This is a genomic window from Micromonospora sp. M71_S20 (assembly GCF_003664255.1).
Classification (GTDB): Bacteria; Actinomycetota; Actinomycetes; order Mycobacteriales; family Micromonosporaceae; genus Micromonospora.
In genome coordinates this window covers 2,358,295-2,381,708 of sequence record NZ_RCCV01000001.1, presented here as the reverse complement: position 1 = coordinate 2,381,708, position 23,414 = coordinate 2,358,295, and the positions used below count along the sequence as shown (strand labels likewise).

The 23,414-nt window shown below is 73.7% G+C and carries 27 protein-coding genes and 3 tRNA genes; 11 read left to right on the top strand and 19 right to left on the bottom strand.

Translation table 11 applies throughout. The annotated features are described in order from the left end of the window. Positions 1–248 precede the first annotated feature (248 nt). Positions 249–1,331, bottom strand: a complete 1,083-nt coding sequence (locus DER29_RS10800) for a Glu/Leu/Phe/Val dehydrogenase (protein WP_121397225.1) — start codon at positions 1,329–1,331, stop codon at positions 249–251. A gap of 172 nt (positions 1,332–1,503) precedes the next feature. On the opposite strand from DER29_RS10800, the gene DER29_RS10795 reads away from it, so the two are divergent. Next, positions 1,504–2,343 (top strand): hypothetical protein, encoded by an 840-nt coding sequence (locus DER29_RS10795; protein ID WP_121397224.1) that lies wholly within the window; start codon positions 1,504–1,506, stop codon positions 2,341–2,343. A gap of 251 nt (positions 2,344–2,594) precedes the next feature. Continuing rightward, entirely contained in the window at positions 2,595–2,804 is a 210-nt protein-coding gene (locus DER29_RS10790) for a BldC family transcriptional regulator (protein ID WP_007073996.1), read from the top strand. Positions 2,805–2,906: 102 nt separating this feature from the next. Here the strand turns inward: DER29_RS10790 and DER29_RS10785 are convergent, their stop codons facing one another. Beyond that, entirely contained in the window at positions 2,907–3,305 is a 399-nt protein-coding gene (locus DER29_RS10785) for a PPOX class F420-dependent oxidoreductase (RefSeq protein WP_121397223.1), read from the bottom strand. Positions 3,306–3,359: 54 nt separating this feature from the next. Between DER29_RS10785 and DER29_RS10780 the strand changes: the two genes are divergently transcribed. Continuing rightward, positions 3,360–4,139, top strand: coding sequence for a bifunctional 2-polyprenyl-6-hydroxyphenol methylase/3-demethylubiquinol 3-O-methyltransferase UbiG (locus DER29_RS10780; protein ID WP_121399137.1), 780 nt, complete (start codon positions 3,360–3,362; stop codon positions 4,137–4,139). A gap of 101 nt (positions 4,140–4,240) precedes the next feature. On the opposite strand, the gene DER29_RS10775 is transcribed toward DER29_RS10780, so the two are convergent. Continuing rightward, entirely contained in the window at positions 4,241–4,537 is a 297-nt protein-coding gene (locus tag DER29_RS10775; protein ID WP_121397222.1) for a hypothetical protein, read from the bottom strand. Between the two features lie 159 nt (positions 4,538–4,696). On the opposite strand from DER29_RS10775, the gene DER29_RS10770 reads away from it, so the two are divergent. Both DER29_RS10770 and DER29_RS10765 read left to right on the top strand, forming a co-directional pair. Next, positions 4,697–5,554, top strand: coding sequence for a 3-hydroxyacyl-CoA dehydrogenase family protein (locus tag DER29_RS10770; protein ID WP_121397221.1), 858 nt, complete (start codon positions 4,697–4,699; stop codon positions 5,552–5,554). Then, positions 5,551–6,294 (top strand): enoyl-CoA hydratase/isomerase family protein, encoded by a 744-nt coding sequence (locus DER29_RS10765; RefSeq protein ID WP_121397220.1) that lies wholly within the window; start codon positions 5,551–5,553, stop codon positions 6,292–6,294. Before DER29_RS10770 ends, DER29_RS10765 begins: the two co-directional genes overlap by 4 nt. Before the next feature lie 66 nt (positions 6,295–6,360). On the opposite strand, the gene DER29_RS10760 is transcribed toward DER29_RS10765, so the two are convergent. Beyond that, on the bottom strand, positions 6,361–7,710 hold the full coding sequence (locus DER29_RS10760; protein ID WP_121397219.1) for an ABC transporter substrate-binding protein: 1,350 nt from the start codon (positions 7,708–7,710) through the stop codon (positions 6,361–6,363). A 155-nt stretch (positions 7,711–7,865) separates the two neighbouring features. On the opposite strand from DER29_RS10760, the gene DER29_RS10755 reads away from it, so the two are divergent. Together DER29_RS10755 and DER29_RS10750 are read left to right on the top strand one after the other, a co-directional pair. After that, the gene (locus DER29_RS10755; protein ID WP_121399136.1) at positions 7,866–8,255 is read left to right on the top strand and encodes a hypothetical protein; all 390 of its coding nucleotides are present in this window, start codon (positions 7,866–7,868) and stop codon (positions 8,253–8,255) included. 100 nt (positions 8,256–8,355) lie between these two features. After that, complete coding sequence (locus tag DER29_RS10750) at positions 8,356–9,063, top strand: DUF2786 domain-containing protein (protein ID WP_121397218.1); 708 nt, start codon at positions 8,356–8,358, stop codon at positions 9,061–9,063. A 173-nt stretch (positions 9,064–9,236) separates the two neighbouring features. Here the strand turns inward: DER29_RS10750 and DER29_RS10745 are convergent, their stop codons facing one another. Then, positions 9,237–9,755, bottom strand: coding sequence for an SRPBCC family protein (locus DER29_RS10745; RefSeq protein ID WP_121397217.1), 519 nt, complete (start codon positions 9,753–9,755; stop codon positions 9,237–9,239). A 215-nt stretch (positions 9,756–9,970) separates the two neighbouring features. Here DER29_RS10745 and DER29_RS35160 point away from each other — a divergent pair, with 215 nt between their 5' ends. Further along, a complete protein-coding gene (locus DER29_RS35160; protein WP_233600086.1) occupies positions 9,971–11,194 on the top strand; it encodes a hypothetical protein in 1,224 nt (407 codons plus the stop codon). A 333-nt stretch (positions 11,195–11,527) separates the two neighbouring features. Here DER29_RS35160 and DER29_RS10735 read toward each other — a convergent pair whose 3' ends face one another. Continuing rightward, complete coding sequence (locus DER29_RS10735) at positions 11,528–11,962, bottom strand: VOC family protein (RefSeq protein ID WP_121397216.1); 435 nt, start codon at positions 11,960–11,962, stop codon at positions 11,528–11,530. Positions 11,963–12,064: 102 nt separating this feature from the next. On the opposite strand from DER29_RS10735, the gene DER29_RS10730 reads away from it, so the two are divergent. Further along, the gene (locus DER29_RS10730; protein WP_148710002.1) at positions 12,065–12,391 is read left to right on the top strand and encodes a hypothetical protein; all 327 of its coding nucleotides are present in this window, start codon (positions 12,065–12,067) and stop codon (positions 12,389–12,391) included. Between the two features lie 70 nt (positions 12,392–12,461). On the opposite strand, the gene DER29_RS10725 is transcribed toward DER29_RS10730, so the two are convergent. The 4 genes from DER29_RS10725 to DER29_RS10710 form a co-directional block, all read right to left on the bottom strand. After that, positions 12,462–13,091, bottom strand: a complete 630-nt coding sequence (locus DER29_RS10725; RefSeq protein WP_121397214.1) for an isoprenylcysteine carboxylmethyltransferase family protein — start codon at positions 13,089–13,091, stop codon at positions 12,462–12,464. Positions 13,092–13,093: 2 nt separating this feature from the next. Beyond that, positions 13,094–13,747 carry a cation diffusion facilitator family transporter gene (locus tag DER29_RS10720; protein ID WP_370040275.1) on the bottom strand — a complete coding sequence of 218 codons (654 nt, stop codon included), beginning with the start codon at positions 13,745–13,747 and terminating at the stop codon, positions 13,094–13,096. A 29-nt stretch (positions 13,748–13,776) separates the two neighbouring features. Next, complete coding sequence (locus DER29_RS10715) at positions 13,777–14,133, bottom strand: helix-turn-helix transcriptional regulator (RefSeq protein ID WP_121397213.1); 357 nt, start codon at positions 14,131–14,133, stop codon at positions 13,777–13,779. Between the two features lie 733 nt (positions 14,134–14,866). Then, positions 14,867–15,166, bottom strand: a complete 300-nt coding sequence (locus DER29_RS10710) for a hypothetical protein (protein ID WP_121397212.1) — start codon at positions 15,164–15,166, stop codon at positions 14,867–14,869. 154 nt (positions 15,167–15,320) lie between these two features. Between DER29_RS10710 and DER29_RS10705 the strand changes: the two genes are divergently transcribed. Next, a complete protein-coding gene (locus DER29_RS10705) occupies positions 15,321–16,028 on the top strand; it encodes a transposase (RefSeq protein WP_233599712.1) in 708 nt (235 codons plus the stop codon). Between the two features lie 47 nt (positions 16,029–16,075). Here DER29_RS10705 and DER29_RS10700 read toward each other — a convergent pair whose 3' ends face one another. The 9 genes from DER29_RS10700 to DER29_RS10660 all read right to left on the bottom strand — a co-directional run bounded on the left by DER29_RS10700 (position 16,076) and on the right by DER29_RS10660 (position 22,393). Next, complete coding sequence (locus tag DER29_RS10700) at positions 16,076–16,528, bottom strand: DUF1707 domain-containing protein (RefSeq protein WP_158618999.1); 453 nt, start codon at positions 16,526–16,528, stop codon at positions 16,076–16,078. Between the two features lie 228 nt (positions 16,529–16,756). Next, positions 16,757–16,830 (bottom strand) — tRNA-Phe (locus DER29_RS10695). Between the two features lie 98 nt (positions 16,831–16,928). Continuing rightward, positions 16,929–17,005, bottom strand: a tRNA-Asp gene (locus DER29_RS10690). Between the two features lie 32 nt (positions 17,006–17,037). After that, a tRNA-Glu gene (locus DER29_RS10685) sits at positions 17,038–17,110 on the bottom strand. Positions 17,111–17,263: 153 nt separating this feature from the next. Beyond that, the gene (locus tag DER29_RS10680) at positions 17,264–18,058 is read right to left on the bottom strand and encodes a polysaccharide deacetylase family protein (protein WP_121397210.1); all 795 of its coding nucleotides are present in this window, start codon (positions 18,056–18,058) and stop codon (positions 17,264–17,266) included. 77 nt (positions 18,059–18,135) lie between these two features. Next, a complete protein-coding gene (locus DER29_RS10675) occupies positions 18,136–19,086 on the bottom strand; it encodes a MerR family transcriptional regulator (RefSeq protein WP_121397209.1) in 951 nt (316 codons plus the stop codon). Continuing rightward, positions 19,076–19,696 (bottom strand): isopentenyl-diphosphate Delta-isomerase, encoded by a 621-nt coding sequence (gene idi, locus DER29_RS10670; RefSeq protein WP_121397208.1) that lies wholly within the window; start codon positions 19,694–19,696, stop codon positions 19,076–19,078. The genes DER29_RS10675 and idi overlap by 11 nt, the downstream gene beginning before the upstream one ends. Before the next feature lie 34 nt (positions 19,697–19,730). Beyond that, positions 19,731–21,239 carry a phytoene desaturase family protein gene (gene crtI / locus DER29_RS10665; RefSeq protein ID WP_121397207.1) on the bottom strand — a complete coding sequence of 503 codons (1,509 nt, stop codon included), beginning with the start codon at positions 21,237–21,239 and terminating at the stop codon, positions 19,731–19,733. Continuing rightward, positions 21,239–22,393, bottom strand: a complete 1,155-nt coding sequence (locus DER29_RS10660; protein ID WP_121397206.1) for a polyprenyl synthetase family protein — start codon at positions 22,391–22,393, stop codon at positions 21,239–21,241. Before DER29_RS10660 ends, crtI begins: the two co-directional genes overlap by 1 nt. 65 nt (positions 22,394–22,458) lie before the next feature. Between DER29_RS10660 and DER29_RS10655 the strand changes: the two genes are divergently transcribed. Continuing rightward, complete coding sequence (locus DER29_RS10655) at positions 22,459–23,397, top strand: phytoene/squalene synthase family protein (protein WP_121397205.1); 939 nt, start codon at positions 22,459–22,461, stop codon at positions 23,395–23,397. The last annotated feature ends 17 nt before the right edge of the window (positions 23,398–23,414 follow it).

The following is a 23,414-nucleotide window of genomic DNA, read 5'->3' as shown; positions in this document are numbered from 1 at the left end:
GGCGGGCCCCGATGACGTCAGGCATCTCTCGTGGCTCTTACGGTACATGGGGATGCCACCGTTCGGCACCTCGGGTTACCGTCGACCGACACCGCGCGTCGCGGTCATCCGGCCGTCACCGATTGTACCCGGTAAGGAGCGGCGCCGGGAGCGCCCGTGACACCGGGCAAAACTGTGTGAAACCACCCTAACGGGACGGGCCGCCCACCGGGGCCGGGGGCGGAACAGCCGCTCCGCCCCCGAGGCCCTCAGCGCAGGTGGATCGTGCGCAGCCGGCCGACGTCGGCCATCCGCCGCTCCGCCAGCCGGTCCGCCGCGACCGCCGGCGGCACGCCCTCGGCGTCGGCCAGTCGCAGGATCTCCCGGGTGGTGTCGTAGATCCGGGTCGCGCGCAGCTTGGCCCGGTCGAAGTTGAAGCCCTCGATCTCGTCCGCCACCTGGATCACGCCGCCGGCGTTCACGACGTAGTCCGGGGCGTAGAGGATGCCACGGTCGGCGAGGAGCTTCTCGATGCCGGAGTGGGCGAGCTGGTTGTTGGCCGCGCCGGCGACCACCTTGGCGCGCAGCGCCGGCACCGTGTCGTCGTTGAGCGCGCCACTCAGCGCGCACGGGGCGTACACGTCGATGTCGGCGGCGACCAGCGCGGCGGCGTCGTCGAGCAGCGCGACCTGCGGGTGGGTGGCGCGCGCCCACTCCAGGGCCTTCGGGTTGACATCCGTCGCGACCACCTCGGCGCCGTCGTCGATCAGGTGCCCGACGAGGTACTTGCCGACCTTGCCCAGGCCGGCCACGCCGACCCGCCGACCGGCGAGGGTCGGGGCGCCCCAGACGTGCTCGGCCGCGGCCCGCATGCCCTGGAACACGCCCCAGGCGGTGAGGATCGAGGAGTCGCCGGCGCCGCCGTGCTCGACGCTGCGGCCCGTGACGTACGAGGTCTCGCGGGCGATCACGTCCATGTCGGCGACGTAGGTGCCCACGTCGCAGGCGGTGTAGTAGCGCCCGGCGAGGGACTCCACGAAGCGGCCGTACGCGCGCAGCAGCGCCTCGCTCTTGATCCGCTCCGGGTCGCCCCAGATGACCGCCTTGCCGCCGCCCAGGTCCAGCCCGGCGATGGCGTTCTTGTAGGCCATGCCCCGGGAGAGGTCGAGCACGTCGGCGAGGGCGTCGGACTCGCTGGCGTACGGGTAGAACCGGGTCCCACCGAGCGCGGGGCCGAGCGCGGTGGAGTAGATGCCGATGATCGCCTTGAGGCCGGTCTGCTTGTCCTGGCAGAAAACGACCTGTTCGTGACCGCTGGATCCCGGGTCTTCGGTGGTGGCGAATACGCCCATGACTCGCTCCTGGTGTGGGGTGCGTCCTTGTGGGACGCGGACCGGTGGACCGCCGGCGGGATGCTGCCGGTGCCGCTGAGCCTAGTATCGGCCGACGCCGTCCGGCCGCCCACGTCGTGCGTGATCGTGCCGCCGGCGACGGCCGAGTTCCAATTCGTGGGAGGATCGCGCCGTGCCGTCGCTCTTCGCTTCATACCTGCGCGTGTACGAGCCGCTGACCGCCTTCGACCGGGACCGCCAGGCGTACTGGCGGCGCTACGTCGAGCAGGGGCGGGCGGTGGCGCCGGTGGAGGGGCCGGGCCGGCAACGGACGTCGGTGCTGGAGGCGCTCGGCGCCGGCTGGACCCGGCTGCCCGACCTGCCGGACGAGGCGTACGTCCTGGAGACCGACGAGGCCCTGCTGGTCTGCCCGTGGAACCTGCGCATCCGGGTGGCCGAGGCGGCGTTGAGCGCGCGCGACGGGGTGCCGCCGGTGCTGGCCGACGCCTTCGTCCCGCCGGTGCTCGCCGGTCAGGCGAAGGCCGTGGTGGAGGACTGGCGCAGCGGGGCGCGGGTGCTGGAGCACGGCGTGCCGCGCGTGCACGAGCAGATCGCCACGTGGGGCGTACCGCTGCGCTGGTTCGTGCTCTTCGACCCGGAGGAGCGGCACCACGTGACCCACCCCGGGCGGCGGGCGCTGCGCTACCGGACGGAGATCTCCAAGGCGCGGCGTCGTTCGTCGCGGGCCCTGTCGGTGCTGCGCAAGTCGATCGGCGACGCGCCGATCACGGAGGCGGTCGAGGAGGCCGCCCGCTGGCTGGAGGAGTTCCACCCCCGTTCGATGGTGGAGCTGGACTACGGGGGCCTGGTCGAGCTGCTGTCGGACGAGACGCTGGCCGCCGACGACTCCCCCGAGCTGGTGGCGAGCGGGCTCGCCGGGCTGTCCCGCGGCGAGGCGGAGGAGGCCTCGGCGGCGTACGACAGGCTGGTCGCGCGCTGGCGGGCGATCCAGTTGCTGGAACGGTGCAACTGATACGAAATCGCCCAGGGAGCGCTCCCAAGTCGAGGCGAGTTCGTAGTCGACGCATCACGAACCGTGATCATGAGTCCGAATAAGGTACTTTCTGCCGTGTAAAAGTCGCATAAATCGGGCATGGTTCATCCGTCCGTCTAGGGACGTTCGGCCGTTCGGCCCATGTCGGACATCGGGGACTAGCCGGACCATGGGAGACGCGTCGGCCGGCGGGACCCCGGCCGATGTCTATACATGTGGAGGAGTGACCGATGGCATCGCGAACGCACGAACCAGAGCCGCTACTCACACCGGCCGAGGTGGCGTCGATGTTCCGTGTCGACCCGAAGACGGTGACCCGGTGGGCCAAGGCGGGCAAGCTCAGCGCCATCCGCACGCTGGGTGGCCACCGTCGGTACCGGGAGTCGGAGGTCAGGGCCCTGTTGCAGGGACAGATTCCCCAGCAGCGCCAGGGGGACTGACCGACCGGGAGTCAAACAGGTGTGAACGGAGGGCGGCGGACATGGTCCGCCGCCCTCCGTCGTGTCCGGACCCCGCCCCGCGTACGCGACGGCGGGCGCGGATCAGGCGCCGGCCGCCGGCCGGTCCGCGAGGACGACCCTGATGCCGACCGTGCCGCTCTCGCCGCGACGCAGGCGGCTGCCGAGCAGGCTGAGCCGGCCGATCATCCGGTACTTCTGCTTGATCAGCTCACGCACCCGCCGCGTGCCGGCCGCGTCGCAGAGGGTCGCGTGGGCGGCGACCGCCTCGCCGTGCGGCCGGCCCCGGACGTCGCACGGCGCCACCGTCACGTCGCCGCTGCGCCGGATCCGCTTCACCTTGCCGGCGTCCGCCGCCGACCACACCCAGAGCGCGTCGCCGTCGCGCACCGCCCAGACCGGGGTCGGCACCGCCCGACCGTCCTTGCGAAACGTCGTGAGCAGGATGTACTTCTCCGCGCCGAGGCGGTCCAGGGTGGTCACCCCGCCAGGATACGACCGGTGCGGCTGACTGACCGGCCGGATAGCGTGAAGCCCGTGACGGCACAGCCACGGATCGGTGACGTGTTCGGAGAGATGCTGCGCGACGCGTACGCCGTGGCCACCGGGGTCGGCCCCCGACCGCTGGCCGGCGGGCGGCTGCCGCGACCGGTCATCGAGATCATCGAGCGGGACGACGGGCTCATCAACGGCGCGCCCGCCGCGCACTACCTGGACCCGCCGGCGGACTGGCAGCCGTACGACCACCGGGCCGTCGACCGGGTCCGGGGCGCGACCCTGGACGTCGGCGTGGGGGCGGGCCGGATCGCGCTGCTGCTCCAGGAGCGGGGCGTGCCCGTCACCGGGCTGGACACCTCGGCCGGGGCGCTGGCCGTCTGCCGCCGCCGGGGCGTACGCGACCTGGTGCACGGCACGGTCGACGCGCACGTCGCGGACGGCCGCCGCTACGACACGTTCCTGCTGCTCGGCAACAACGTCGGCCTGCTGGAGGGGCGGGACCGGGGGCCGGCGCTGCTGGCCGCGTTGGCCGCGCTGGCCCGGCCCGGCGCACAGGTCATCGCCCACGGCACCGACCCGTACGGCACCCGGGACCCGGTGCACACCGGCTACCACGAGCGCAACCGGCGCCGGGGCCGGTTCGGTGGGCAGCTCCGGCTGCGGCTGCGCTACCGGGAGCTGGGCACCGAGTGGTTCGACTACCTGGTCTGCTCCCCGGACGAGCTGGCCGAGCTGGTCCGGGGCAGCGGCTGGCGACTGACCGACGTGGACGACCGGGACGCGCCGTACTACCTGGCCACCCTCCGCCTCGCCGGCTGACCGCAAGGCCCCGGCCGCGACAGGGGCCGAGTGGACCTCGGCCGGCGGCCCCGGAACGCCGACGCCGGATCCCCGCCGGACGCGGGAACCCGGCGCGGGTGTCAGACCTGGACGGTCGGGGGGAGCTGCTCGGGCGGCAGGCCGCCGTCGCCGTCGACCACCTCGTCGGGGGTGCCGTCCTCGTCGAGGTCGACCATCGTGATGTCCACCTTGCCGTCGTGGTCGGTGTCGAACTGGAAGAGGTCGGGCTTGCCGTCCCCGTCGGTGTCGGCCACCCAGACGTCGGTGCGGCCGTCGTTGTTGGTGTCGGCGCGCAGCAGGTCGACCCGCTCGTCCCCGCGGGTCTCCACGGTCTCCGCCGCGTCCGTGGCGTGCGCGGTCTCCGGTGCCTGGCTCATCTGGCCGTCCTTCCCTCGGTTGGTGCCGTGGTACCCGATCCTCCGCGCCCCCACGCATGCCGGGAAGATCGCCGCTGCATAGGGTCGGCCCATGAGCGAGTGGAGCGGGCGGCGGGGCGCGGGTCGACCCCGTCCCGCCACCGGAGACAGGGAGGCGTCATGAGCGACCGCTTTGTCGTCGTCGGGGCCGGCACGATGGGCCTCGGCATCGCGTACGTGGCGGCCGGGGCCGGGCACGCCGTCGAGCTGGTCGAGGTGGACCGGGCCCGGGGCGCGGCGGCCGTCGAGCGGCTCGGGGAGCTGTGGGACAGGGCGGTGGCGCGCGGCAAGCTGGACGCCGACCGGGCCGCGATGAACCGGGAGCGGGTGACGCTGCGCTCGGGGCTCGCCGAGGTCGCCGAGGAGCCGGCCGTGGTGGTCGAGGCCGTACCGGAGCGGCCGGACCTGAAGCGGGCGGTGCTGCGCGAGGCCGAGGCGCTGCGGCCGGCGCTGCTGGGCAGCAACACCTCCAGCATCCCGATCGCCGCGCTGGCCGAAGGGCTGGCCCGGCCCGAACGCTTCCTCGGGCTGCACTTCTTCAACCCGGTCTGGGCGATGGCCCTGCTGGAGGTCGTGGTCGGCCCGGCCACCGCCGAGGAGACCACCGCGGCGGCCGTCGCGCTCGCCGGCCGGCTGGGCAAGGACCCCGTCGTCGTACGCGACATGCCCGGCTTCGCCACCTCCCGGCTCGGGGTCACCCTGGGGCTGGAAGCGATCCGGATGGTCGCCGACGGGGTGGCCAGCCCCGCCGACATCGACAAGGCCATGGTGCTCGGTTACCGGCACCCGGTCGGCCCGCTGGAGCTGACCGACCTCGTCGGCCTGGACGTGCGGCTCGACATCGCGCGCACCCTCCAGGCCGCGTACGGGGACCGGTTCGCCCCGCCGCCGCTGCTGGCGGAGATGGTGGCCGCCGGCCGCCTGGGCAAGAAGTCCGGCCAGGGCTTCTACCGCTGGGAAGGCGGGGTGCGCTCATGAGTGGGCTGCGGATCGAGGAGTACGCGGACCGGCTGGTGGTGACGCTCGACCGGCCGGAGAAGCGCAACGCCATCGACGCCGACCTGATCGCCGAGCTGCACCAGGTCTGCGCGGACCTGGAGGCACGGCCCCGCCTGCTGCTGCTCACCGGCGGCACCGAGGGGATCTTCGCCGGCGGGGCGGACATCGGGCAGCTGCGCGAGCGGGGTCGGCTGGACGCCCTCGCGGCGATCAACTCGGCGGCCTTCGCCCGGATCCGGGCGCTGCCGATGCCGACCGTGGCGGCCGTGGACGGGCCCGCGCTGGGCGGGGGCGCCGAGCTGGCGTACGCCTGCGATCTGCGGGTCTGCACGGCGCGGGCGGTGTTCGGCCAGCCGGAGGTCCGGCTGGGGATCCTGGCCGGTGCGGGTGCGACCCACCGGCTGCCGGCGCTGGTCGGGGAGGCCCGCGCCAAGGAGCTGCTCTTCACCGGCCGGCGGGTGGACGCCGAGGAGGCGCTGCGCATCGGGCTGGTCAACCGGGTGGTGGCCGAGCCCGGCGAGCTGCTGCCCACGGCGCACGGGCTGCTCGACGAGATGGCGAAGGGATCGGCGCTGGCGCTGCGGCTGACCAAGCTGGCGGTCGACGCGCCGGCCGCCGCGCACCCGCACCTCGACCTCGTCAGCCAGGCGGTGCTCTTCGAGGACGAGGAGAAGCACCGGCGGATGACCGAGTTCCTGGAGCGTCGACGCCCCCGCTGAGGCCCCGGACGAACGGACGGCCGCACCGGTCACCGGTGCGGCCGTCCGTGTCCGACGGGTGGTGGCTCAGTGCCGGATCTCGACCCCGGCGTCCGCGAGGGCCCGGATCACCTGCGCAGACTCGGCGAAGCCGATGATCAGCACGGCCTCGGCGCCGAAGTCCTTGATCTCCTTCGCGCCCGCGACGAAGTCGATCGGGTTCGCCTTGGCGTCCTCCGGCGGGTCGTAGGTCAGCAGCTTGAGCCGGTCGCCGCCGATGCCGGCCCGCTCCAGTTCGGCCCGGACGGTGCCCTGGAGGCCCTCGCCGTAGGAGTCCTTACGGGCGACGATGGCGATCTTCTGCGGGCCGTCGCGGAGGATCACGTCGGCCAGCGCCCGGCCCTGGAGACTGTCCGGCGGGGCGGTGCGGAAGTAGAGGCCGTTGTCGTCCAGCTCGGTGAGGCTGGCGTCGGTGTTCGACGGGGCGAACAGCACCTTGCCGGCCCGCACCACGTCGGGCAGCACCGCGCGGGAGATGCCGGAGGCGCCGGCGCCGATGATGACGTGGACGTTCCGCGCGACGTGCCGGGCCACGGTGGCCTTGGCGACCGCCGGGTTGGTGCCGTCGTCGCCGTCGATCCAGACCACCGGCTCGCCGAGCACCCCGCCCGCCGCGTTGATCTCCCTGATCGCCAGCTTGGTGCCGGCGGAGATCGGCGGGTACGCGAGGGCCAGGTCACCGGTCTGCGGCAGCAGCCCGCCCATGACCAGCGGCGAGCCGTCGCTGCGGTCGGTACGGCCACCGCGCTGCTTCTTCGCCTTCGGCGGGGCCTTGCTGCTCGCCGCCGACTCGTCCCCGGCCCCGACGAACTCCGTCTTGCCGTCGTTGAGCCGCTGGCCGTCGAAGTGCAGCGTGCCGTAGCTCGCGGTGGACGGCTCGCCGGCGTCGGTGAAGCCGGCCCGGGTCAGCGAGACGCTGCGGTACTCCACGTCCTGCCCCGCGCGGGCCAGGGTCAGGCACTCCGCCACCCGTTCGCAGCGCTGCCCGTCGTTGGTGACCCCGACGATCTGCTTTGCGATGGCGGCCGGATCCGTCGTGCCCGCGAGCTGGGCGGCGATCGCGCTGATCACCACCGCGTCGTACGCCTCGGCGGAGTAGAGGAAGTCGCCCAGCTTCGGGTCGACGGACCGGAGCCGGTTCTTGAAGTCCTCGGGCAGGGGCGTGAGCGGCGTGGTGCCCTTCATGCCGTCGACCAGGCTGGCGCGATCCTTCAGCTCGGCAGGGTACGAGTTCAGCATGTTGCCGTCGGTGCCGTAGAGGCGCACTTGTTGGGTGGCCGCCTCCTCGGGCTCTTCGGTCCCGCAGGCGCTCGTGGCGAGCAGGAACGTCGCGCAGGCAGCCAGGGTGGCCGCCCGCGAGGCGCGTGACTTGAACATGGTCGTCCTTCCTCCGGCGAAGGTCCGCTGCGCACATTAGCGTGCTGGGCCGTGCGGCGGGACCACGGATGCGGCTCAATCCGCAGGTCGCCCGCCCTGACTACGGAAAGTAACCGCCGTCGGGTGGCTTGACCCTTCCCTCTACCGTGCTGTGGGTGACGGACTCACCACAGCAGACGCTCGACGACGCGACCGCCGTGCTCCGCTCGGCGCTGGCCGGGGACGGCGACGCGGTGGCGGGGACTTTCGACGCGGTCGTCGACCGGTCCGGCCTGGCCGGCGCATACGGGGTGGCCTGGTGTCTTGCCGCGACGATGGTCGGCGAGCCGGTGCCGCCGGGCACGTGCGCGCTGGACTTCCCCGGCATCGACGAGGCGGGCTACGACACCCGCTGGGTGGCGCGCTTCGTCAGCGCGTACGCCAACGCCGACGCCGACACCGGCGAGGCGTTGTTCGGGGCGGCGGCGGCCGACGGGCTGCTGCCGGAGTGCCTGCTCACCCTCGCCGGCTCGACCGTGGCGACGCTGCGTAGCCGGGCCGACTGACCCGTCGTGCCGCTCGTCGGCTCGGGACCACCGGGGCGTCCGGTGGCCGCCGGTCGGGCGTGGTGCGGCGGGGCCGGTCCGCCGTGACAGGCTGAGGGGCATGTCCGACGCCATGCTCAGCAAGGTGCGCAAGCTGCTGGCCCAGGCCGAGGACCCGGCCTGCACCCCCGCCGAGTCGGCTGCGTTCACGGCCAAGGCGACCGAGCTGATCGCCCGCTACGGCGTGGACCGGGCGCTGCTGGCCGCCCGGGATCCGGCCACGGACCCGGTGGGCGACCGGGTGGTCGAGGTCGTCGCCCCGTACGCCCGGGACAAGGCCGGCCTGCTCGCCGCTGTCGCCGATCCGCTGCGCTGCCGCTGCGTCCGCCGCCGGGAGGGCGCCGGCTTCGCCATGCACCTGTTCGGCTTCGCCAGCGACCTCGAACGGGTCGAGTTGCTCTTCACGTCGCTGCTGGTGCAGGCCGCCCACGGGCTGGCCGGCGCCGAGGTCCCGGCCGGCGCGCATGTCGCCGCCTTCCGGCGCTCCTGGCTGGCCGGTTTCGCCCAGGTGATCGGGGTGCGGCTCCGGGCGGCGGAGGCCGGGGCGGTCGCCGAGGCGGGCGCGCCCTCGGTGGCACTGGTCCTGGCCGACCGGTCGGACCGGGTCCAGCACCGCGTCGCCGAGGTGTACCCACGGCTGCGTACCGCCGCGCCGCGCCGGCTGGCCGGCGGCGGGTTCGGCTCGGGTGCCGAGGCGGGCCGCCGCGCCGACCTCGGCGGGCGGGGCGTCGCCACCGCGCCGGGCGCGCGTCCCGGCCTCGGCCGCTGACCGCCGCAGCCTCCGGCGGCCGGGTCCGTGCCGGCGGTGGCGGGTGCCCTCGGTGGCGTGTGGGCCTGGGCGGTGCGTGCCGGCGGTGGTGCGTGGGCTCAGGCGGCGCGTCGGCCTGGCCGGTGCGTGTCGGCGGTGGCGCGTGGCCCGGGCGGTGAGCCGCCGGGAGCCGGTCAGCCGGGGCTGCGGTCGGCTACCCTGGCGGCGTAGCGGGTGAGCAGTTCGTGCCAGCCGGCGGTCAGCGCCTGCCGGTAGCCCTCCGCGGCCTCGCCGTGCCGGTCGAAGTGCCGGTGCTCGACCTCCACCCGCGTCCGCTCCGGCCCGTCCGGGTGGAAGAGGACCTCCACCTCGCTCGCCTTCGCCGGGTCCGGCACCGGCGCCCGGTCCGCCCCGATCTGCCAGGTGAAGACCAGCCGCTGGAGCGGATCCCAGGTCAGCACCCGGCCCCAGTCGCAGCGGAAGCCGTGCGGACCGATCTCGTAGAGCATCCCGCCGCTGTGCGGCTCCATGCCCAGGTCGGCGAGCTGCTCCGGCCCGGACCAGGTGTATTCCACCACCCACCACTGTGCCAGGGCCCCGGTGAACACCTCGAACGCCCGCTGCGCGGGAGCGGGGACCAGGAGGGCGCTGCGCAACGCGAACCGTTCGGACTCCTGCCGGATGCCGGCCGGGTCAGCCATCTCCTGTCCCATAGGCCCGGACCATACCGGCTCATGTCCGGGTGCGCAGCTTCGCGATTGCCGTCTTCGGGCCGCCCTTCCGCACGCCGGACCACGCCGGCGCGTCGACCCGTGGCCGGGCGGCTGGCCCGGTCGTATCGCCGTGCCGGCGGGATGTTCGGCCGGATTGCGGGTACCCGCGCCGAACGGTCCCGGCCGGCCCGGCCGGAGGATGCGGAGCGGGGAGCATGAGCGAGTACGCGCAGCAGCGGGACAACGACCGAACCGGCGGCCGATCGAACCGACGCGGCGGGGAAGCGGAGCCTGCCCGCCGCGACAGGGAGGCGGAAGCTCCCCGCCCGGGCGGGGAGAACGAGCCGGACGTGCTGCTGGACATCCCGGAGGTGTCCGTCGACTCGATCCGGCTCGCCGTAGACGGGCTGGACGCCGACGTCTCCCTGCGGGCCCGGCTGGCCAACCTCCTCCAGCTCGACGCCGGGGTGCGGGTGCACCTGGAGGGCGTCGAGCTGGACATCACCGGGGTGCACGCCGAGGCGTTGCTCAAGGTGCGGCTGGAGAAGCTGGTGCAGATCCTCGACCGGGCGCTGACCACCATCGACCGCAACCCGCAGGTCATCCAGACGCTGTCGGGTACGGCGACGGCCGCGATGGACGACGTGAACCGGGCGACGCAGCAGATGTCCCGCCTGGGCGAGCAAATCGTCGGCCCGGGGGAGCAGCGCCCGCTGGAGCGCGTTGGGGGCGCGACCGACGACCTCGGCCAGCAGGTGGGCGCGATCGGCGCGGTCGCCGACCAGTCACTGCGCGAGCCGGGCGGCCCCGGCCGAGGCGGCAAGCCCGGTCCCGGCCGGGGCGGGGGGCCCGGAGCCGGCCAGGGCGGGGAGCCGGGCGGCCCGGGGCGGGGCGGCGAGCCCGGCGCGGAGCAGGCCCAGCGGGGTGGTGGCCTCGCCAGCGGCTCGGGCGGCGGAGGCGAGCAGGGCCAGGCGCAGCGCGCACGCGAGCGGGCGGGCGACGAGGCGGCCCGCCGGGAGCCGGGTCGGCCCGAGGAACGGGAGCACGGCCAGGGCGCCCCGGCGCAGGGCGCGCAGCGGCCGGGCGGTTCGCAACAGGGGGGTGGCGCGGAGCAGGGCGGGCAGCGGCCGGGGCGCGAGGAACAGGGCGCTCAGCAGCCGGGCGGTGAGCGGGTCGGCGGGCCCGGGGGCGGCACGGCCGGAGAGGGCGGAAATCGCGGCGCCGGCGGGCCCGGCGGGCCGGAGGCCGGCCAGCGTGAGCCGTCGGGCGGCCCGGCCGAGGGCGGGCAGGGCCGGCAGCCCGAGAACCGCGGCGGTGGCGGCGCACCGAGTGCCGCCCAGCTCGCCGAGCAGGCGGGGGAGACGCTGAGGCAGGCCGGCCGGAGCGTCTGGGAGGCGATCCAGGACGGGGTGGCCCAGCACCGCCAGCAGCGGCGCTGACCCAGCGGGCGGCCCTGACCGCCGACGGCCTGCCTGCGGCCCCGCCGGGTGACCGCCAAAGGGTCGAGGCCCGGCCGGTCGGCGGCCGCGCAGGAACAGGGCGGCCGTCGCGCCGACCACGACCATCTGCCCCACCGCCAGGCGCCCGGAGTTCACCACCCGCGGTGCCGTCGGTGCCGACCGTGCGGTCGACTGCTCGGCCACGCTCCGTCCCCCCGTCGCGCCGCCCGCTGACGGAACCAGGGCGGGTCGGTGATCAGCCTGGCAGGGCGGGCGGCCTACCGCTGTCCCGGATCCGTCCGTCGACAGGTTCGGGGCGGACGGCAGACGCCGTCATGCCGAGGTCGCGGCGACGCAGAACTCGTTGCCCTCGGGATCGGCCATGACGATGTGGTGCCCGGTCAACTCCTCCAGGACGGTCCCGCCCGCCTGCACCAGCCGCTCGGACTCGGCCCTGATCCGCGCCCACCGCTCGTCGGGGGTGCCGTGGCCCGGCACCCGGACGTCGATGTGCAGTCGGTTCTTCGCCGTCTTCGGCTCGGGGACCCTGAGGATGGAGAGCGCGGGCCCGACGCCGTCGGGATCGCACAGCCACGCCACGTCGTCCACCGGGTCGTCCTCCGGCAGGTGGAAACTCGCGTGCCACTCCTCACGGGTCCGGAAGGGCGCGGGCGGTGGCTCGTCCACGTAACCCAGCGCCGTCTTCCAGAACTCGCCGAGGAGCTTCGCGTCCTCGCAGTCGAGGGTCAGGCTGATTCTGGCTGCCATGGCGGGACCGTACTGCGTACCCCCGACAGGCGCCGCCGTGTCGACGGAGCGGGCCCCGCTGGTACCGCTTGCGACCTTGACGTCCCTTGCATGATGGGCCGCATGAGCCTGAGTGATCCGGACCCGGTGTGGATCGCCGCGCGCCTCGTGATCGTGCTCCTCAGCCTGGCCCTGATCGTTCTCGGCGTGCGCGTCGCCGTGTCACGACGGTTTCCCCCGGCGTGGGTGCGGGTCGCCCGCCTGACGGCGAGCCAGCGGTCCCACCCCGTCCGCGTCGGCGGCGGCCAGGCGCTGCTCGGCGCGTGCCTGCTGCTCCAGCAGGCACCGTTTCTCATTCCCATGCCCTTCCTGGCCGGGCGCACCCTGCTCGTGGTGGCGCTCCTCCTTGCCGTGACCGGGGCGGGATGGTTCGTCCTGCTCCGACGCTAGACACCGGCGTGAACGAGGCGACCGGAGCTGCACCGAACGCCGCCAGGGTGCGAGAGGTGAACGTCTGTGGTCACCGCACCGGGTCCGCGTCGTGTCGCCGGCTGATCCTGCCCAGGCCGGGCAGGAAGCGGCCCACTCTGGCCGCGTACCGGCGGTAGGCGTCGCCGTGGGTGGCGATCAGGTACGGCTCCTCGACGGCACGGACCTGTAGTTGCAGCGCGAGGACCAGGGCGAGCCAGGCGGCCAGTGCGACGGTGTTGGGCACCATCAGGGCCAGGCCGAGGGCGGTGGCCGCCATGGCGGTGAAGATGGGGTTACGGGCGAGCCCGAACGCGCCGCCGGTCACCAGGGGGGTGCGTTCGCCGGGGTCGACGCCGATCCGCCACGAGGTGCCCATGGCGAGCTGGGCGGCGAGCGTGGCCCCGATGCCGACGACGGTGACGACCAGGCCGACCACGTGCAGGGGGCGGTTGTCGAGGCCGGGCACCGGCGACAGGCCGGCGAGGGCGGCGGCCGGACCGGCCGCACCGAGCACGAGGGCGGCGACGAACAGCATTTTCGCCCACCACCGCAGGGTGCCGGGCGGGCCGGCGTCGAGGCGTAGGCCGGTGTCGCCGGTGCGGCGCCTTTGGGCGAGGGTGCGCCAGCCGAAGGCGAGCAGCAGGCCCAGCAGGTAGAGCAGCAGTGCGGGCCAGGCCATCGTCACGCCTTCCCGTCCGTGCAGCAGGCGTCGGCGCAGTCCGGGCCCTCGCCGACGGCGGACAGGGGCGCGCAGTCGTCGCAGTGCTCACCGCGCCAGGCTTCGATGCCTTCCTTCACCGCGACCCCGGCGATCACGAGCGCGGCGATCGGATCCGCCCACGACCAACCCCAGACGGCGTTGAGGACCAGGCCGACGAGCAGCACTGCGGACAGGTACGCACACAACATGGTCTGCGTCGAATCGGCCATGACCGTCGCGGAGCCGAGTTCCCGCCCGGTGCGTCGCTTGGCCCGTACGAGCAGCGGCATCACGATCAGCGACGCGACGGCGAGACCGATGCCCACCGGGCTGGCGTCGGCGTCCCCGCCGGTCGACAGCGAGCGGACGGCGTCGAACGTCACCCAGGCGGCCAGGGCGAAGAACGACACGCCGATCAGCCGCAACGCCAGCCGCTCCCGATCCTCGGGCGCCCGGGAGCGGAACTGCCAGATCAGCACGGCGGCGCTGGACACCTCGACGAACGAGTCCAGGCCGAAGCCGATCAGCGCCGTGGACGAGGCCGCCGCCCCGGCGGCGATCGCGACCAGGCCCTCCACCAGGTTGTAGCCGGCGGTGGCGTAGGCCAGCCACAGGCTGCGTCGCGACAGCACCATCCGACGCTCCGGGGTCGGCAGCGACACGCTCACGTGGTCGCCCCCGCCGCGCCGGCCGGCGTGCCGTAGACCGGGCACAGGGCGACCGCCTCGCCCGTGGCAGCCAGCACCTGTTCCGCCGACCGCAGCAGGTCCAGCAGCTCCGGCCGCGTCAGCGCGTAGAACGACTGGCGGCCCTCCACCCGGTAGTCGACGAGGCCGCAGTCACGAAGACACGCCAGGTGCTTCGACACCGTCGACTGCGCCAGGCCCAACTCGTTGGTCAGGTCCACCACCCTTGCCTCTCCGGTCGCCATCCGGCGCAGGATGGCCAGCCGGGTGGGATCACCGAGGGACCGGAACAGCGCCACGGCAGGAGCCAGCCCGGGAGTGCAACCAATCGCCATGACGCGATGATAGCCAGACTGGGCGATCGGTCTACAGGGTGGGTCGCACGCAAGCCACATGTCATGGGGCGGCGGCCTGTGGGCAACAGGGGGCAGCGGTCAGCGCCAACAGCGGCCGACCACGGCCGGAGGCGATCGATGAAACAGGCCGCGAAGCAGAAGCGCCGCCGGACCATTTGCGAGCACCGATTTCCGCCACCCGGGTCGGCGCGGGTGCCGACAATGAGGAAATGAGAGCACAGAGGTTCCTGCAGAAGGGGCGAGAAGCCGCAGCTTCTCGTCGTACTCCGAAGAGGCAACCAGCCATGACCCGTCGTGGCCCTCGATGGCCACTGATGGCGGCGCTGCTCGCGGCGGGAGCGGCCGGCGCCGCGGCGGTTCGCCGACGCAAGGGTGCCGGGCGCACCGGGCCCAGCGGAGCCGGGCCGACAGGTGACGTCAGCCAGCCCGGTAGTGCCGGCGGTGCTGTCCGGCCCGTCAGCAGCCCCGAAGGGGCCACCCAGGGTCGGCGCCAGGGAGCGTGAAGCAGCAGCCCTTCCCCGGCGCGTCGACCGGACGCGAGGGCATACAAGAAGATCCCCACCGGCGTTTCCGCTGGTGGGGATCTTCTTTAGCCCGGCGAAAGGCTATGTGGCCAGGGGCGGGGTCGAACCGCCGACCTTCCGATTTTCAGGCACGTACATCTTCGCAGGTCAAAGTGCTGACAGAGGTCTGCCGTGCAATGGGCGTGCGATCAGGACGAGGCAGTGCCTTCCAGAGCTTCCGGTTGAACCCTCGGGCCAACCCAGGTGGATGGCGCCGCGACCAGGCGAAGAGCCACCGCAGTGCCGTACGTCTCCGCAGCGCTCGCCAACGTACCCATTGCCGTCAACGCTTCGTTCAAATCGCCGATGAGTAGCCACCATGCCTTCGTGCGAGCGTCGAAGGCGGCACTCACGCTCCGGACCAGACTCCGCTGAGCTTCCCACCGCTCTCCGTCGGCGGGCGCGAGCTGGACGCGCATCTCGATGAGAAACCCTTGGTCATCAGCCACACGCCGACGGTAGCGATCGGGCCGAGGGCTCTCAAAGCTGCAAGATCCCCGTCGTCGAGGTCGACCGCCCGGACCGCAGGACCCGCCGGAGCAAGGCAAATCCGACCCCATCGACGCCATCGCCGCAGCCAGGGCCACCCTCGCCGGCACCGCCATGGGCATCCCGAAGACCCGCACCGGTCCGGTCGAGGCCATCCGCGCCCTACGAGTCGCCCGCCAAGGCGCGGTCAAGGCCCGAACCGCCGCGATCAACCAGATGCGGGGCCTCGTCGCCGCCGCCCCGGAAGGCCTCCGAACCGAACTAACCAAGCTCAGCGCTGCTGTCCTGGTCAACCGCTGCGCCACCCTCACCGCCGACCTGAGCCGACTCCACGACCCGGAACAAGCCACAGCTGCGGCACTGGCCGGGCTCGCCCGACGGGCGCTCGCTCTGACCGAGGAGATCCACGCCCTCGACCGGCAACTGACACCGCTGGTCCGCCGAACCGCACCACGCACCAGCGCCCTGTTCGGCGTCGGCACCGACGTCGCCGCCCAACTCCTGACCACTGCCGGCGACAACCCCGACCGACTCCACTCCGAGGCCGCCCTCGCCCACCTCTGCGGAGCGGCACCCATCCCCGCCAGCTCCGGACGCGTGCGCCGCCACCGCCTCCACCGCGGAGGCGACCGCGGCGCCAACCACGCCCTGCACACCATCGCCCTCTGCCGCCTGCGCTACGACCCACGCACCCGCGCCTACCAGCAACGACGCATCACCGAAGGCCTCAGCAAGCAAGAGATCCTCCGCTGCCTCAAGCGCTACATCGTCCGCGACGTCTACACCGCCCTCCGCGCAGACTTCGCCGCCCTGACCACTTGACCTCCATAGGAGCATCGGGATGGCAGCAGGTTGGGGCGTAGCGCAGCTCAGTCAAGGATGAGCCAGAGGACTTGCAGTGCGACGCATAGTGACCCGCCGAGAACTCCCAAGGTTGCCAGTGCGCGGCAGAAGAGTGGCGTACTTGCGCGTAAGCCGTAAAGGCCGAACACAACGCCAGCGGCTCCCGGAAGGAGAACGGGATGCAGTTCTTCGGACAACGGCACCCAGACCACACCTGCGACGAGCGCCAAGTACGACAGCGCCATGCCTCCGTGATCGCGTGCCATGCCTCCGTGATCGTGTGCCTTCCCTGCTTGATCGCGCGCCAGCGACGGCAGGTCGGCCACCAGGACGTCTAGTTCGCCGTGGGTCTTCGCGTCGTAGGCATGCGCTGACCGGTCCTCGAACTCCGCGAAGGTCAATCGCCCCTCGCTCGCAGCGACGCTGAGCCGGACCACGACCGCTTCTCGGTCACGATCTGACACCCGGATGTCGTTCACAAGCAGAGAGTAGCGACGGCGATGGTCACGAGAGGGACCGAAACCGAATCTGATCGACCCAGCAGGCGAGGAAACGGCGTGCAGCGAACGTGCAACATGTGGCGGTGATTGCCGGCCAAGAGCGGTCAGCCACGGCCAACGGTGATCGATGAGTCAGCCCCCCGCACGCAGAAGCGCCGACCGGCGTTTCCGCTGGTCGGCGCTTCAGTAGCCCGGCGAAAGGCTATGTGGCCAGGGGCGGGGTCGAACCGCCGACCTTCCGATTTTCAGTCGGACGCTCGTACCAACTGAGCTACCTGGCCGTGTTGCTCGGTTCATGCTACCCGTATGGCGGGTTCTCCGCCGGGAGGGTCACATGCCCCGATACGCAGAACGCCGCGCAGGGCGCGGCGTTCTGCGCTGGCGGTCCTGACGGGACTTGAACCCGCGACCTCCGCCTTGACAGGGCGGCGAGCACTCCAACTGCTCCACAGGACCTAGCTTTGTTGCCTCCGGCCGAAGCCGGACCGTGCCCCCAACGGGATTCGAACCCGTGCTACCGCCTTGAAAGGGCGGCGTCCTGGGCCGCTAGACGATGAGGGCGGCCCCGCCATCATTGCACACTCGCAACTTCAAGCGGACTTGCTCCCATCCGGCCCCGCCGGAGGCTTGGATAGCTTACGTGATGGTCGGTCCCTCGACCAAACCGGTATGGCCCTAGCCACAACGGCGGACGAATCCGCAGGTCAGAGGGGTCTAGCGGAGCCGGGCGACGCCGTAGCGGCGCTTCAGGTCGGTGATCAGGTGGGGGCAGGCGGCCAACGTGGCCGCCCGATTGCCGCCCCCGTCGTGCAGCAGCACGACCGAGCCGGGCCGGGCCGCGGCGCGTACCCGCTTGGCGATCGTCGCGGCGGTCGGCTTGCCCCAGTCCTGCGGGTCGACGTTCCAGTGCAGCGACCGCATGCCGAGCTGCCCGGCGACCGTCACCACCTCCCGCGTCCACCGGCCCCCCGGTTGCCGGTAGAACGGCACCTTGGCGCCCGGCACCGCCTTCCGGATCGCCGCGTTGGTGCGGACGAGGTCCCGCCGGATGTCGGCGACCGGCCGCCGGGCCAGGTCCAGGTCGTGGTTCCAGCTGTGGTTGCAGAGCTGGTGGCCCTCCCGCACGATCCGTCGGACCAGCTCGGGGTGGCGTCGGGCCTGCGTACCCACCACGCAGAAGGTGGCGGTGACCCGGGCCGCCCGGAGGCGGTCGAGGACCTTCGGCGTCCAGGCCGGGTCGGGCCCGTCGTCGAAGGTCAACGCCACGGTCCGTACGCCGGTCGTGCGGCGCAGCCCCGCCGGCAGCTTCGCCGGCAGCGGGCGGACCAGGGGCCGGGGCGGGGCGGTGCGGCTCGGTCGCGGGGTGGCCGACGGAGCCGGCTCGGCCGGCAGCGGGGCCGAGGCGACGGGGTCGGGGCCGGCGGCCCGCCGATCGGTCGCGGTGCCGTCGCCGCAGCCGCCGAGGAGGAGCAGGGCCAGAGCGGTGGCCAGCACGGCGCGTGCGCGCATCGTTCGCTCCCGGAGGGGTCGGGGTCGGCGGACCTCCCGACGCTAGTGGACGGCGTTCCGCCCCCGGCACCCCCCGGTCAGTCCGTCGTCGCCTGGTCCAGGGAGTCGCGTAGGGCGAGCGCCAGCGAGACCGCCTCGGTGAGGTCGACCGGCCGCACCACCCCGGCGGGCAGCGAGTCCGCCAGCCAGCCCGGCCCGGCGGCGAGCACCAGCAGCGGCCGGCGGGGCGCGGCGAGCAGGGCGTTGAGCTGGGCGGGGTCGGCGGTGGCCCGGCTGTGCGACCAGATCACCACGGCGGCCGGCCCGGTCCGGTTGACGGCCTCGAGCAGCGCGGGCAGCGGCATCCGGGCGCCGAGCATCCGGTAGCCGACCCCGGCCTCGGCGAGCGCGGCGGCGAGCGCCTCCAACGGCAGGGTGTGCTGCTCCTCGTCGGCGCAGGTGAGCACGATGCGCGGCGGGCCGGCGGGCGCGCCGGCCCGGGCGGCCACCGCGAACGCCTCCGAGACGCAGCGCGACATCAGGTGCTCGACCTCGACCAGGCCACCGGTGGCGGCGTGCCGCTCCCCGATGCCGAAGAGGACGGGGCGCAGCAGCCCGTCCCAGGTGGCGATCACGCCGTCCGCCTGGACGGCCCGGGCGATCGTCTCGCCGATCGCGACCGCGTCCAGCCGCATGGCGGCGCGGGCCAGCCCCCGGGCCGCCGGTCCGGCCCGGCCGACGGGGATCGTCGACCCGCCGCCGTCCCGGCCGGCGACGGCACGCACCCGTGGGCGTACGGCGGCGTCGGCGGGCACGGCGTCCGGCGCCCGGCGGGCCCAGCGGGCCGCCTCCGCCGGGGTGACCCCCTGGGCGGTGAGCCGTCGCATGATCTCCAGGCGCGCGAGGTCGGCCGGCGTGTAGCGCCGGTGGTGCCCGGGTACGTGCTCGCTGGGCCCGAGGCCGTAGCGCTGGTGCCAGGTGCGCAGGGTGGTCACGGCGACGCCCAGCCGTCGGGCGACGGCTCCCGCGCTCAGCGCCTCATCGGCCACCCGACCGCTCCGACGCGTCGTCCGCCGGCGGGCCGGGCGGGATGGCGGCCGGACCCGGCGGGCCGACGGCCGGCCCAGAGGGGGCCAGCAGCCGGTTCACCACCCCGCCCAGCCACGGTGCGTACGCGCGGGGGTCGGCGTCCAGGTCGGCCGCCAGCGTGGCGGGGTCCACCCAGCGCAGCTCGGCCACCTCGTCGGGGTCGGGCAGCAGCGGGCTGCCCGGCCGGAACCGGCCCCGCAGGACGTGGTCGTACTCGAACTCCACCCGACCGGTGGCCGGGTCCTCGGCGTAGTAGACGTACACCCCGACCTCGGTCAGCTCGACCGGGTCGGCGCCGAGCTCCTCGCGCAGCCGGCGGTTGGCGGCCTCGACGAGGGACTCGCCCGGCGTCGGGTGGCCGCAGCACGAGTTGGCCCAGCGCAGCGGGAAGCGGGTCTTCACCGGTGCCCGCCGTTGCAGCAGCACCCGGCCGTCGGGGTCGACGAGCAGCACCGAGAAGGCGCGGTGGAGCTGCCCCGGGGGCTGGTGGGCGGCGGCCACGGTGGTCTCGCCCTGTGGCCGCCCGGCGTCGTCGACGAGCTCGACGAGGTGCTTCTCGCGGGTGGTCACGGCAGGTGTCTCCAGGGTCCGAGGGGGAGGGCCATCAGGATCCCCCGGTGATGCGGCCGGCGGCGAGCTTGCCGGAGATGAGCACCATGGGCACGCCGACGCCGGGCTGGGTGCCCGAGCCGACGAAGACGACGTTCGGCAGAGTCCGGTGCAGGTTCGACGGGCGGAACGGGCCGGTCTGGAAGAGGCTGTGGGCGGCGGCGAACGGGGTGCCGGCGGCCATCCCCTGCTCCGCCCACTCGGCCGGGGTCACGGCCCGCAGCACCTCGACGCCGGCGCCGAAGCCGACGTAGCCGCGCTCCTCCAGGGTCCCGACGAGCTGGTCGGCGTAGCGCTGGGTGAGGTCGCCCCGCCAGTCGAACGGCGCCCGGTCGAGGTTGGGCACCGGGGCGAGCACGTAGTAGGTGTGCCGCCCGGCCGGGGCCACGGACGGGTCGGTCCGGCTCGGGTTGGTGACCAGCAGGGACGGGTCGCTCATCAGCTCGCCCCGCCGGATGACCTCATCGAAGGTGCCCTTCCACGACCGTCCGAAGTGGATGTTGTGGTGGGCGATCTTCCCATACCCCTGCGTCGACCCGACGTGCAGGACCACGCAGGAAGGGGAGTAGGTGAGCCTGCGCGGGCGGCTCGGCGGCAGCAGGTCGCGGTAGGCGACCGGCAGGTCGGGATTGAGCACGACCACGTCGGCCGGGATCAGCTCGCCGTCGGCGGTCACCACGCCGGTGGCCCGGCCGTGGGCGGTCTCCACCCGGGTCACCGTCGTGTCGTAGCGGATCTGGACGCCGTGCTTCTCGGCGGCGCCGGCCATGCCGCGGGAGACCGCGTGGATGCCGCCGCGCGGGAAGTAGACCCCGGCCACCGAGTCGAGGTACGCGATGACCGCGTAGATGGCCAGCGCGTCGTGCGGCGCGAGGCCGGCGTACATCGCCTGGAAGGAGAAGATCCGCTGGGTGCGCGGGTCCCGGAAGAACTGGTTGATCTTCGTCTGGAGCCGCCGGAAGGCGCCGCCGGCCAGCAGCTTGACCAGGTTGCCGGTGAGCAGGTCGGTGGGCGCGTCCAGGTTGCGCTCGATGAAGTCGGCGCGTTCCCACTGCCAGAGCTTGCGCGCGTAGTCGACGAAGCGCAGGTAGCCGTCGGCCTCGCGCGGGCCGCAGACCCGGGCGATCTCGGCGGCCATCCGGGTGGTGTCGGTGATGACGTCGAGCGTCGACCCGTCCGGGTAGTACGCCCGGTAGGCCGGGTCGAGCGGGGTGAGGTCGAGCCAGTCGTCCAGCTCCTCGCCGACCGCGCCGAGCGCCTCGGCGATCAGGTCGGGCATGGTGAGCACGGTGGGCCCGGTGTCGAACTCGTAGCCGTCCACGCCGAGCCGGCCGGCCCGGCCGCCCGGCACCGGCTCGCGCTCCAGCACGGTCACCTGCCGACCGCTGCCCGCCAGGTGCAGCGCGCAGGCCAGCCCGCCCAGCCCGGCGCCCACGACGACCACCCGGTCCGTACGCCCGTCGACGGTGCGCACGCGACCACCTCCTTGTGCGAAGTTGCCCATCATGCCCGCCGGTTGGTGGCGGCGGTGGCGAGGCCGGTGAGCGCGGTGCGCGCGGTCTCGTCGATCGACGCGGTGCCGAGCGCGGTGAGCGCCTCGGTGACCCGGTCGGAGATCATGCGTTCGACCCGGTCGACCGCCCCGGTGTCGGCGACCAGTTCGGCGAGGCGGGCGACCTCCGCGTCCCCCACGTCGGCGCCGACCCCGTCCAGCGCGCGCCGCTGGGTCGGCGTGGCGAGCTGCCGGGCCACCATGAGCAGCACTGTCGGCTTGCCGGTGCGCAGGTCGTCGCCGGCCGGTTTGCCGGTGCTCGCCGGGTCGCCGTAGACGCCGAGCAGGTCGTCGCAGAGCTGGAACGCCTCGCCGACGGCGAGCCCGTAGCGGGTGTACGCGGCGGTCAGCGGGGCGTCGCCGCCGACGCCGGCCAGGCAGGCGCCGAAGAGCAGTGGCCGCTGCACCGTGTAGCTCGCGGTCTTGTAGCGGGCGACCCGCAGCGCCCGGTCCACCGACCAGTTCGCCGCGTCGCTCTCGCCGAGCACGTCGAGATACTGCCCGGCGATCGTCTCCACGCGCATCTGGTCGTAGCAGCGCCGGACGTCGAGCAGACGGGCCGGTGGCAGCGTCGCGCGGGCGAGGAGCCGGTCGGCCCAGACCATGCAGAGGTCGCCGATCAGCACCGCGACCGCCTCGCCGAACCGACGCGGGTCACCCCGGTGGCCGGCGGCGGTGTGCCGGTTGGCCAGCGCCACGTGCGCGGTCGGCCGGCCACGGCGGGTGGCGGAGTCGTCCATCACGTCGTCCTGTACGAGGGCGAAGGTGTGCAGCAGCTCCAGGGCGGCGAACGCGGGCAGCACCGCCGGCAGCGGACCCGTGCCGCCCGGCGCGCCGCGCCACCCCCAGTAGGCGAACGTGGGGCGGACGCGCTTGCCGCCGGCCAGCACGCAGTCGCGCGCCGTCGCGGCGAATCCGCCCATCGCCGCGTCGATCTCCCTCAGCGCGTCGACCTCGGTGGCCAGGAAGGTGGCGAGGGTGCCCTCCACCGCCGTGACCAGGTCCTTCGTGTACGCGGCCAGGACCGCCCGGACCGGGTCGTCCCCGTCTGTCGGGCGGGCGGGGGCCACGCGGAGCGAGTTACCCGCAACTGCGTCGTTGGCCATGTGACCGAGCGTACCCTAGGCTTACGAGTTGCGTCGATTCGTGCGTCGTTCGATGAGGAGGGCCGGTGGACACCGATCTCACCGTGGCCTATGGCCGCTGCCGTGAGCTGCACCGACGGCACGGCCGCACCTACTATCTCGCCACCCGGTTGCTGCCCGCTTGGAAACGGCGGCATGTGCACGCCTTGTATGGATTCACGCGCTACGCGGACGAGATCGTCGACCGCACCGAGGAACTCCCCCCGGCCGGGCGCGCCGCCCGACTCGACGACTGGGCTGGCCGCTTCGTCGCCGGACTGCACGGCGAACCGGTGGACGACCCGCTGCTCCCCGCCGTGCTGCACACGATCGCCGTCTTCGATCTCGACCGGGACGACTTCGCGTCGTTTCTCAAGAGCATGGCGATGGACCTGACGGTCACCTCGTACCGCACCTACGACCACCTGCTCGACTACATGGAGGGTTCGGCGGCGGTGATCGGCACCATGATGCTGCCGATCCTGGGCAGCTCCGACCCGGCGGCGGCCCGGGAGCCGGCCCGCCAGCTCGGCTTCGCCTTCCAGCTCACCAACTTCATCCGGGACGTGGCCGAGGACCTCGACCGGGGGCGGACCTACCTGCCCGACGACGACCTGGCCCTGTTCGGCGTCACCCGCGAGGACCTGGCCGAGGCGCGCGCCCGGGGCCGCGCCACGTCCCGGATCCGGGCGCTGATCGCATACGAGGTGACCCGCGCCCAGGCCCACTACGCCGCCGCGGCCCCCGGGATCACCCTGCTCGCGCCCGCCTCGCAGGCCTGCATGCGCACCGCGTACGCGCTGTACGGCGGGATCCTGGACGAGGTGGCCGCGCGGGACTACGACGTCTTCGTCGACCGGGCGCTGGTGCCGCAGCGCCGCCGGCTGGCGGTGGCCGCCCGCGCCCTGCTCACCCCCGTCGGCGCGCCGGTGGTGATCCCCGGGCCCGCCCTGGTGCCCGGCCCGCTGACCCTGTCCGCCCCGTGACGGGCTCCCGCCGCTGA

Bases quoted from the DNA above. Each gene is read 5' to 3' on its own strand.
- DER29_RS10800 (WP_121397225.1), bottom strand. From the start codon at position 1,331: ATGGGCGTATTCGCCACCACCGAAGACCCGGGATCCAGCGGTCACGAA.
- DER29_RS10790 (WP_007073996.1), top strand. From the start codon at position 2,595: ATGGCATCGCGAACGCACGAACCAGAGCCGCTACTCACACCGGCCGAG.
- DER29_RS10775 (WP_121397222.1), bottom strand. From the start codon at position 4,537: ATGAGCCAGGCACCGGAGACCGCGCACGCCACGGACGCGGCGGAGACC.
- DER29_RS10770 (WP_121397221.1), top strand. From the start codon at position 4,697: ATGAGCGACCGCTTTGTCGTCGTCGGGGCCGGCACGATGGGCCTCGGC.
- DER29_RS10765 (WP_121397220.1), top strand. From the start codon at position 5,551: ATGAGTGGGCTGCGGATCGAGGAGTACGCGGACCGGCTGGTGGTGACG.
- DER29_RS10760 (WP_121397219.1), bottom strand. From the start codon at position 7,710: ATGTTCAAGTCACGCGCCTCGCGGGCGGCCACCCTGGCTGCCTGCGCG.
- DER29_RS10750 (WP_121397218.1), top strand. From the start codon at position 8,356: ATGTCCGACGCCATGCTCAGCAAGGTGCGCAAGCTGCTGGCCCAGGCC.
- DER29_RS10745 (WP_121397217.1), bottom strand. From the start codon at position 9,755: ATGGGACAGGAGATGGCTGACCCGGCCGGCATCCGGCAGGAGTCCGAA.
- DER29_RS35160 (WP_233600086.1), top strand. From the start codon at position 9,971: ATGAGCGAGTACGCGCAGCAGCGGGACAACGACCGAACCGGCGGCCGA.
- DER29_RS10735 (WP_121397216.1), bottom strand. From the start codon at position 11,962: ATGGCAGCCAGAATCAGCCTGACCCTCGACTGCGAGGACGCGAAGCTC.
- DER29_RS10730 (WP_148710002.1), top strand. From the start codon at position 12,065: ATGAGCCTGAGTGATCCGGACCCGGTGTGGATCGCCGCGCGCCTCGTG.
- DER29_RS10725 (WP_121397214.1), bottom strand. From the start codon at position 13,091: ATGGCCTGGCCCGCACTGCTGCTCTACCTGCTGGGCCTGCTGCTCGCC.
- DER29_RS10720 (WP_370040275.1), bottom strand. From the start codon at position 13,747: ATGGTGCTGTCGCGACGCAGCCTGTGGCTGGCCTACGCCACCGCCGGC.
- DER29_RS10715 (WP_121397213.1), bottom strand. From the start codon at position 14,133: ATGGCGATTGGTTGCACTCCCGGGCTGGCTCCTGCCGTGGCGCTGTTC.
- DER29_RS10705 (WP_233599712.1), top strand. From the start codon at position 15,321: ATGGGCATCCCGAAGACCCGCACCGGTCCGGTCGAGGCCATCCGCGCC.
- DER29_RS10680 (WP_121397210.1), bottom strand. From the start codon at position 18,058: ATGCGCGCACGCGCCGTGCTGGCCACCGCTCTGGCCCTGCTCCTCCTC.
- crtI (WP_121397207.1), bottom strand. From the start codon at position 21,239: ATGGGCAACTTCGCACAAGGAGGTGGTCGCGTGCGCACCGTCGACGGG.
- DER29_RS10660 (WP_121397206.1), bottom strand. From the start codon at position 22,393: ATGGCCAACGACGCAGTTGCGGGTAACTCGCTCCGCGTGGCCCCCGCC.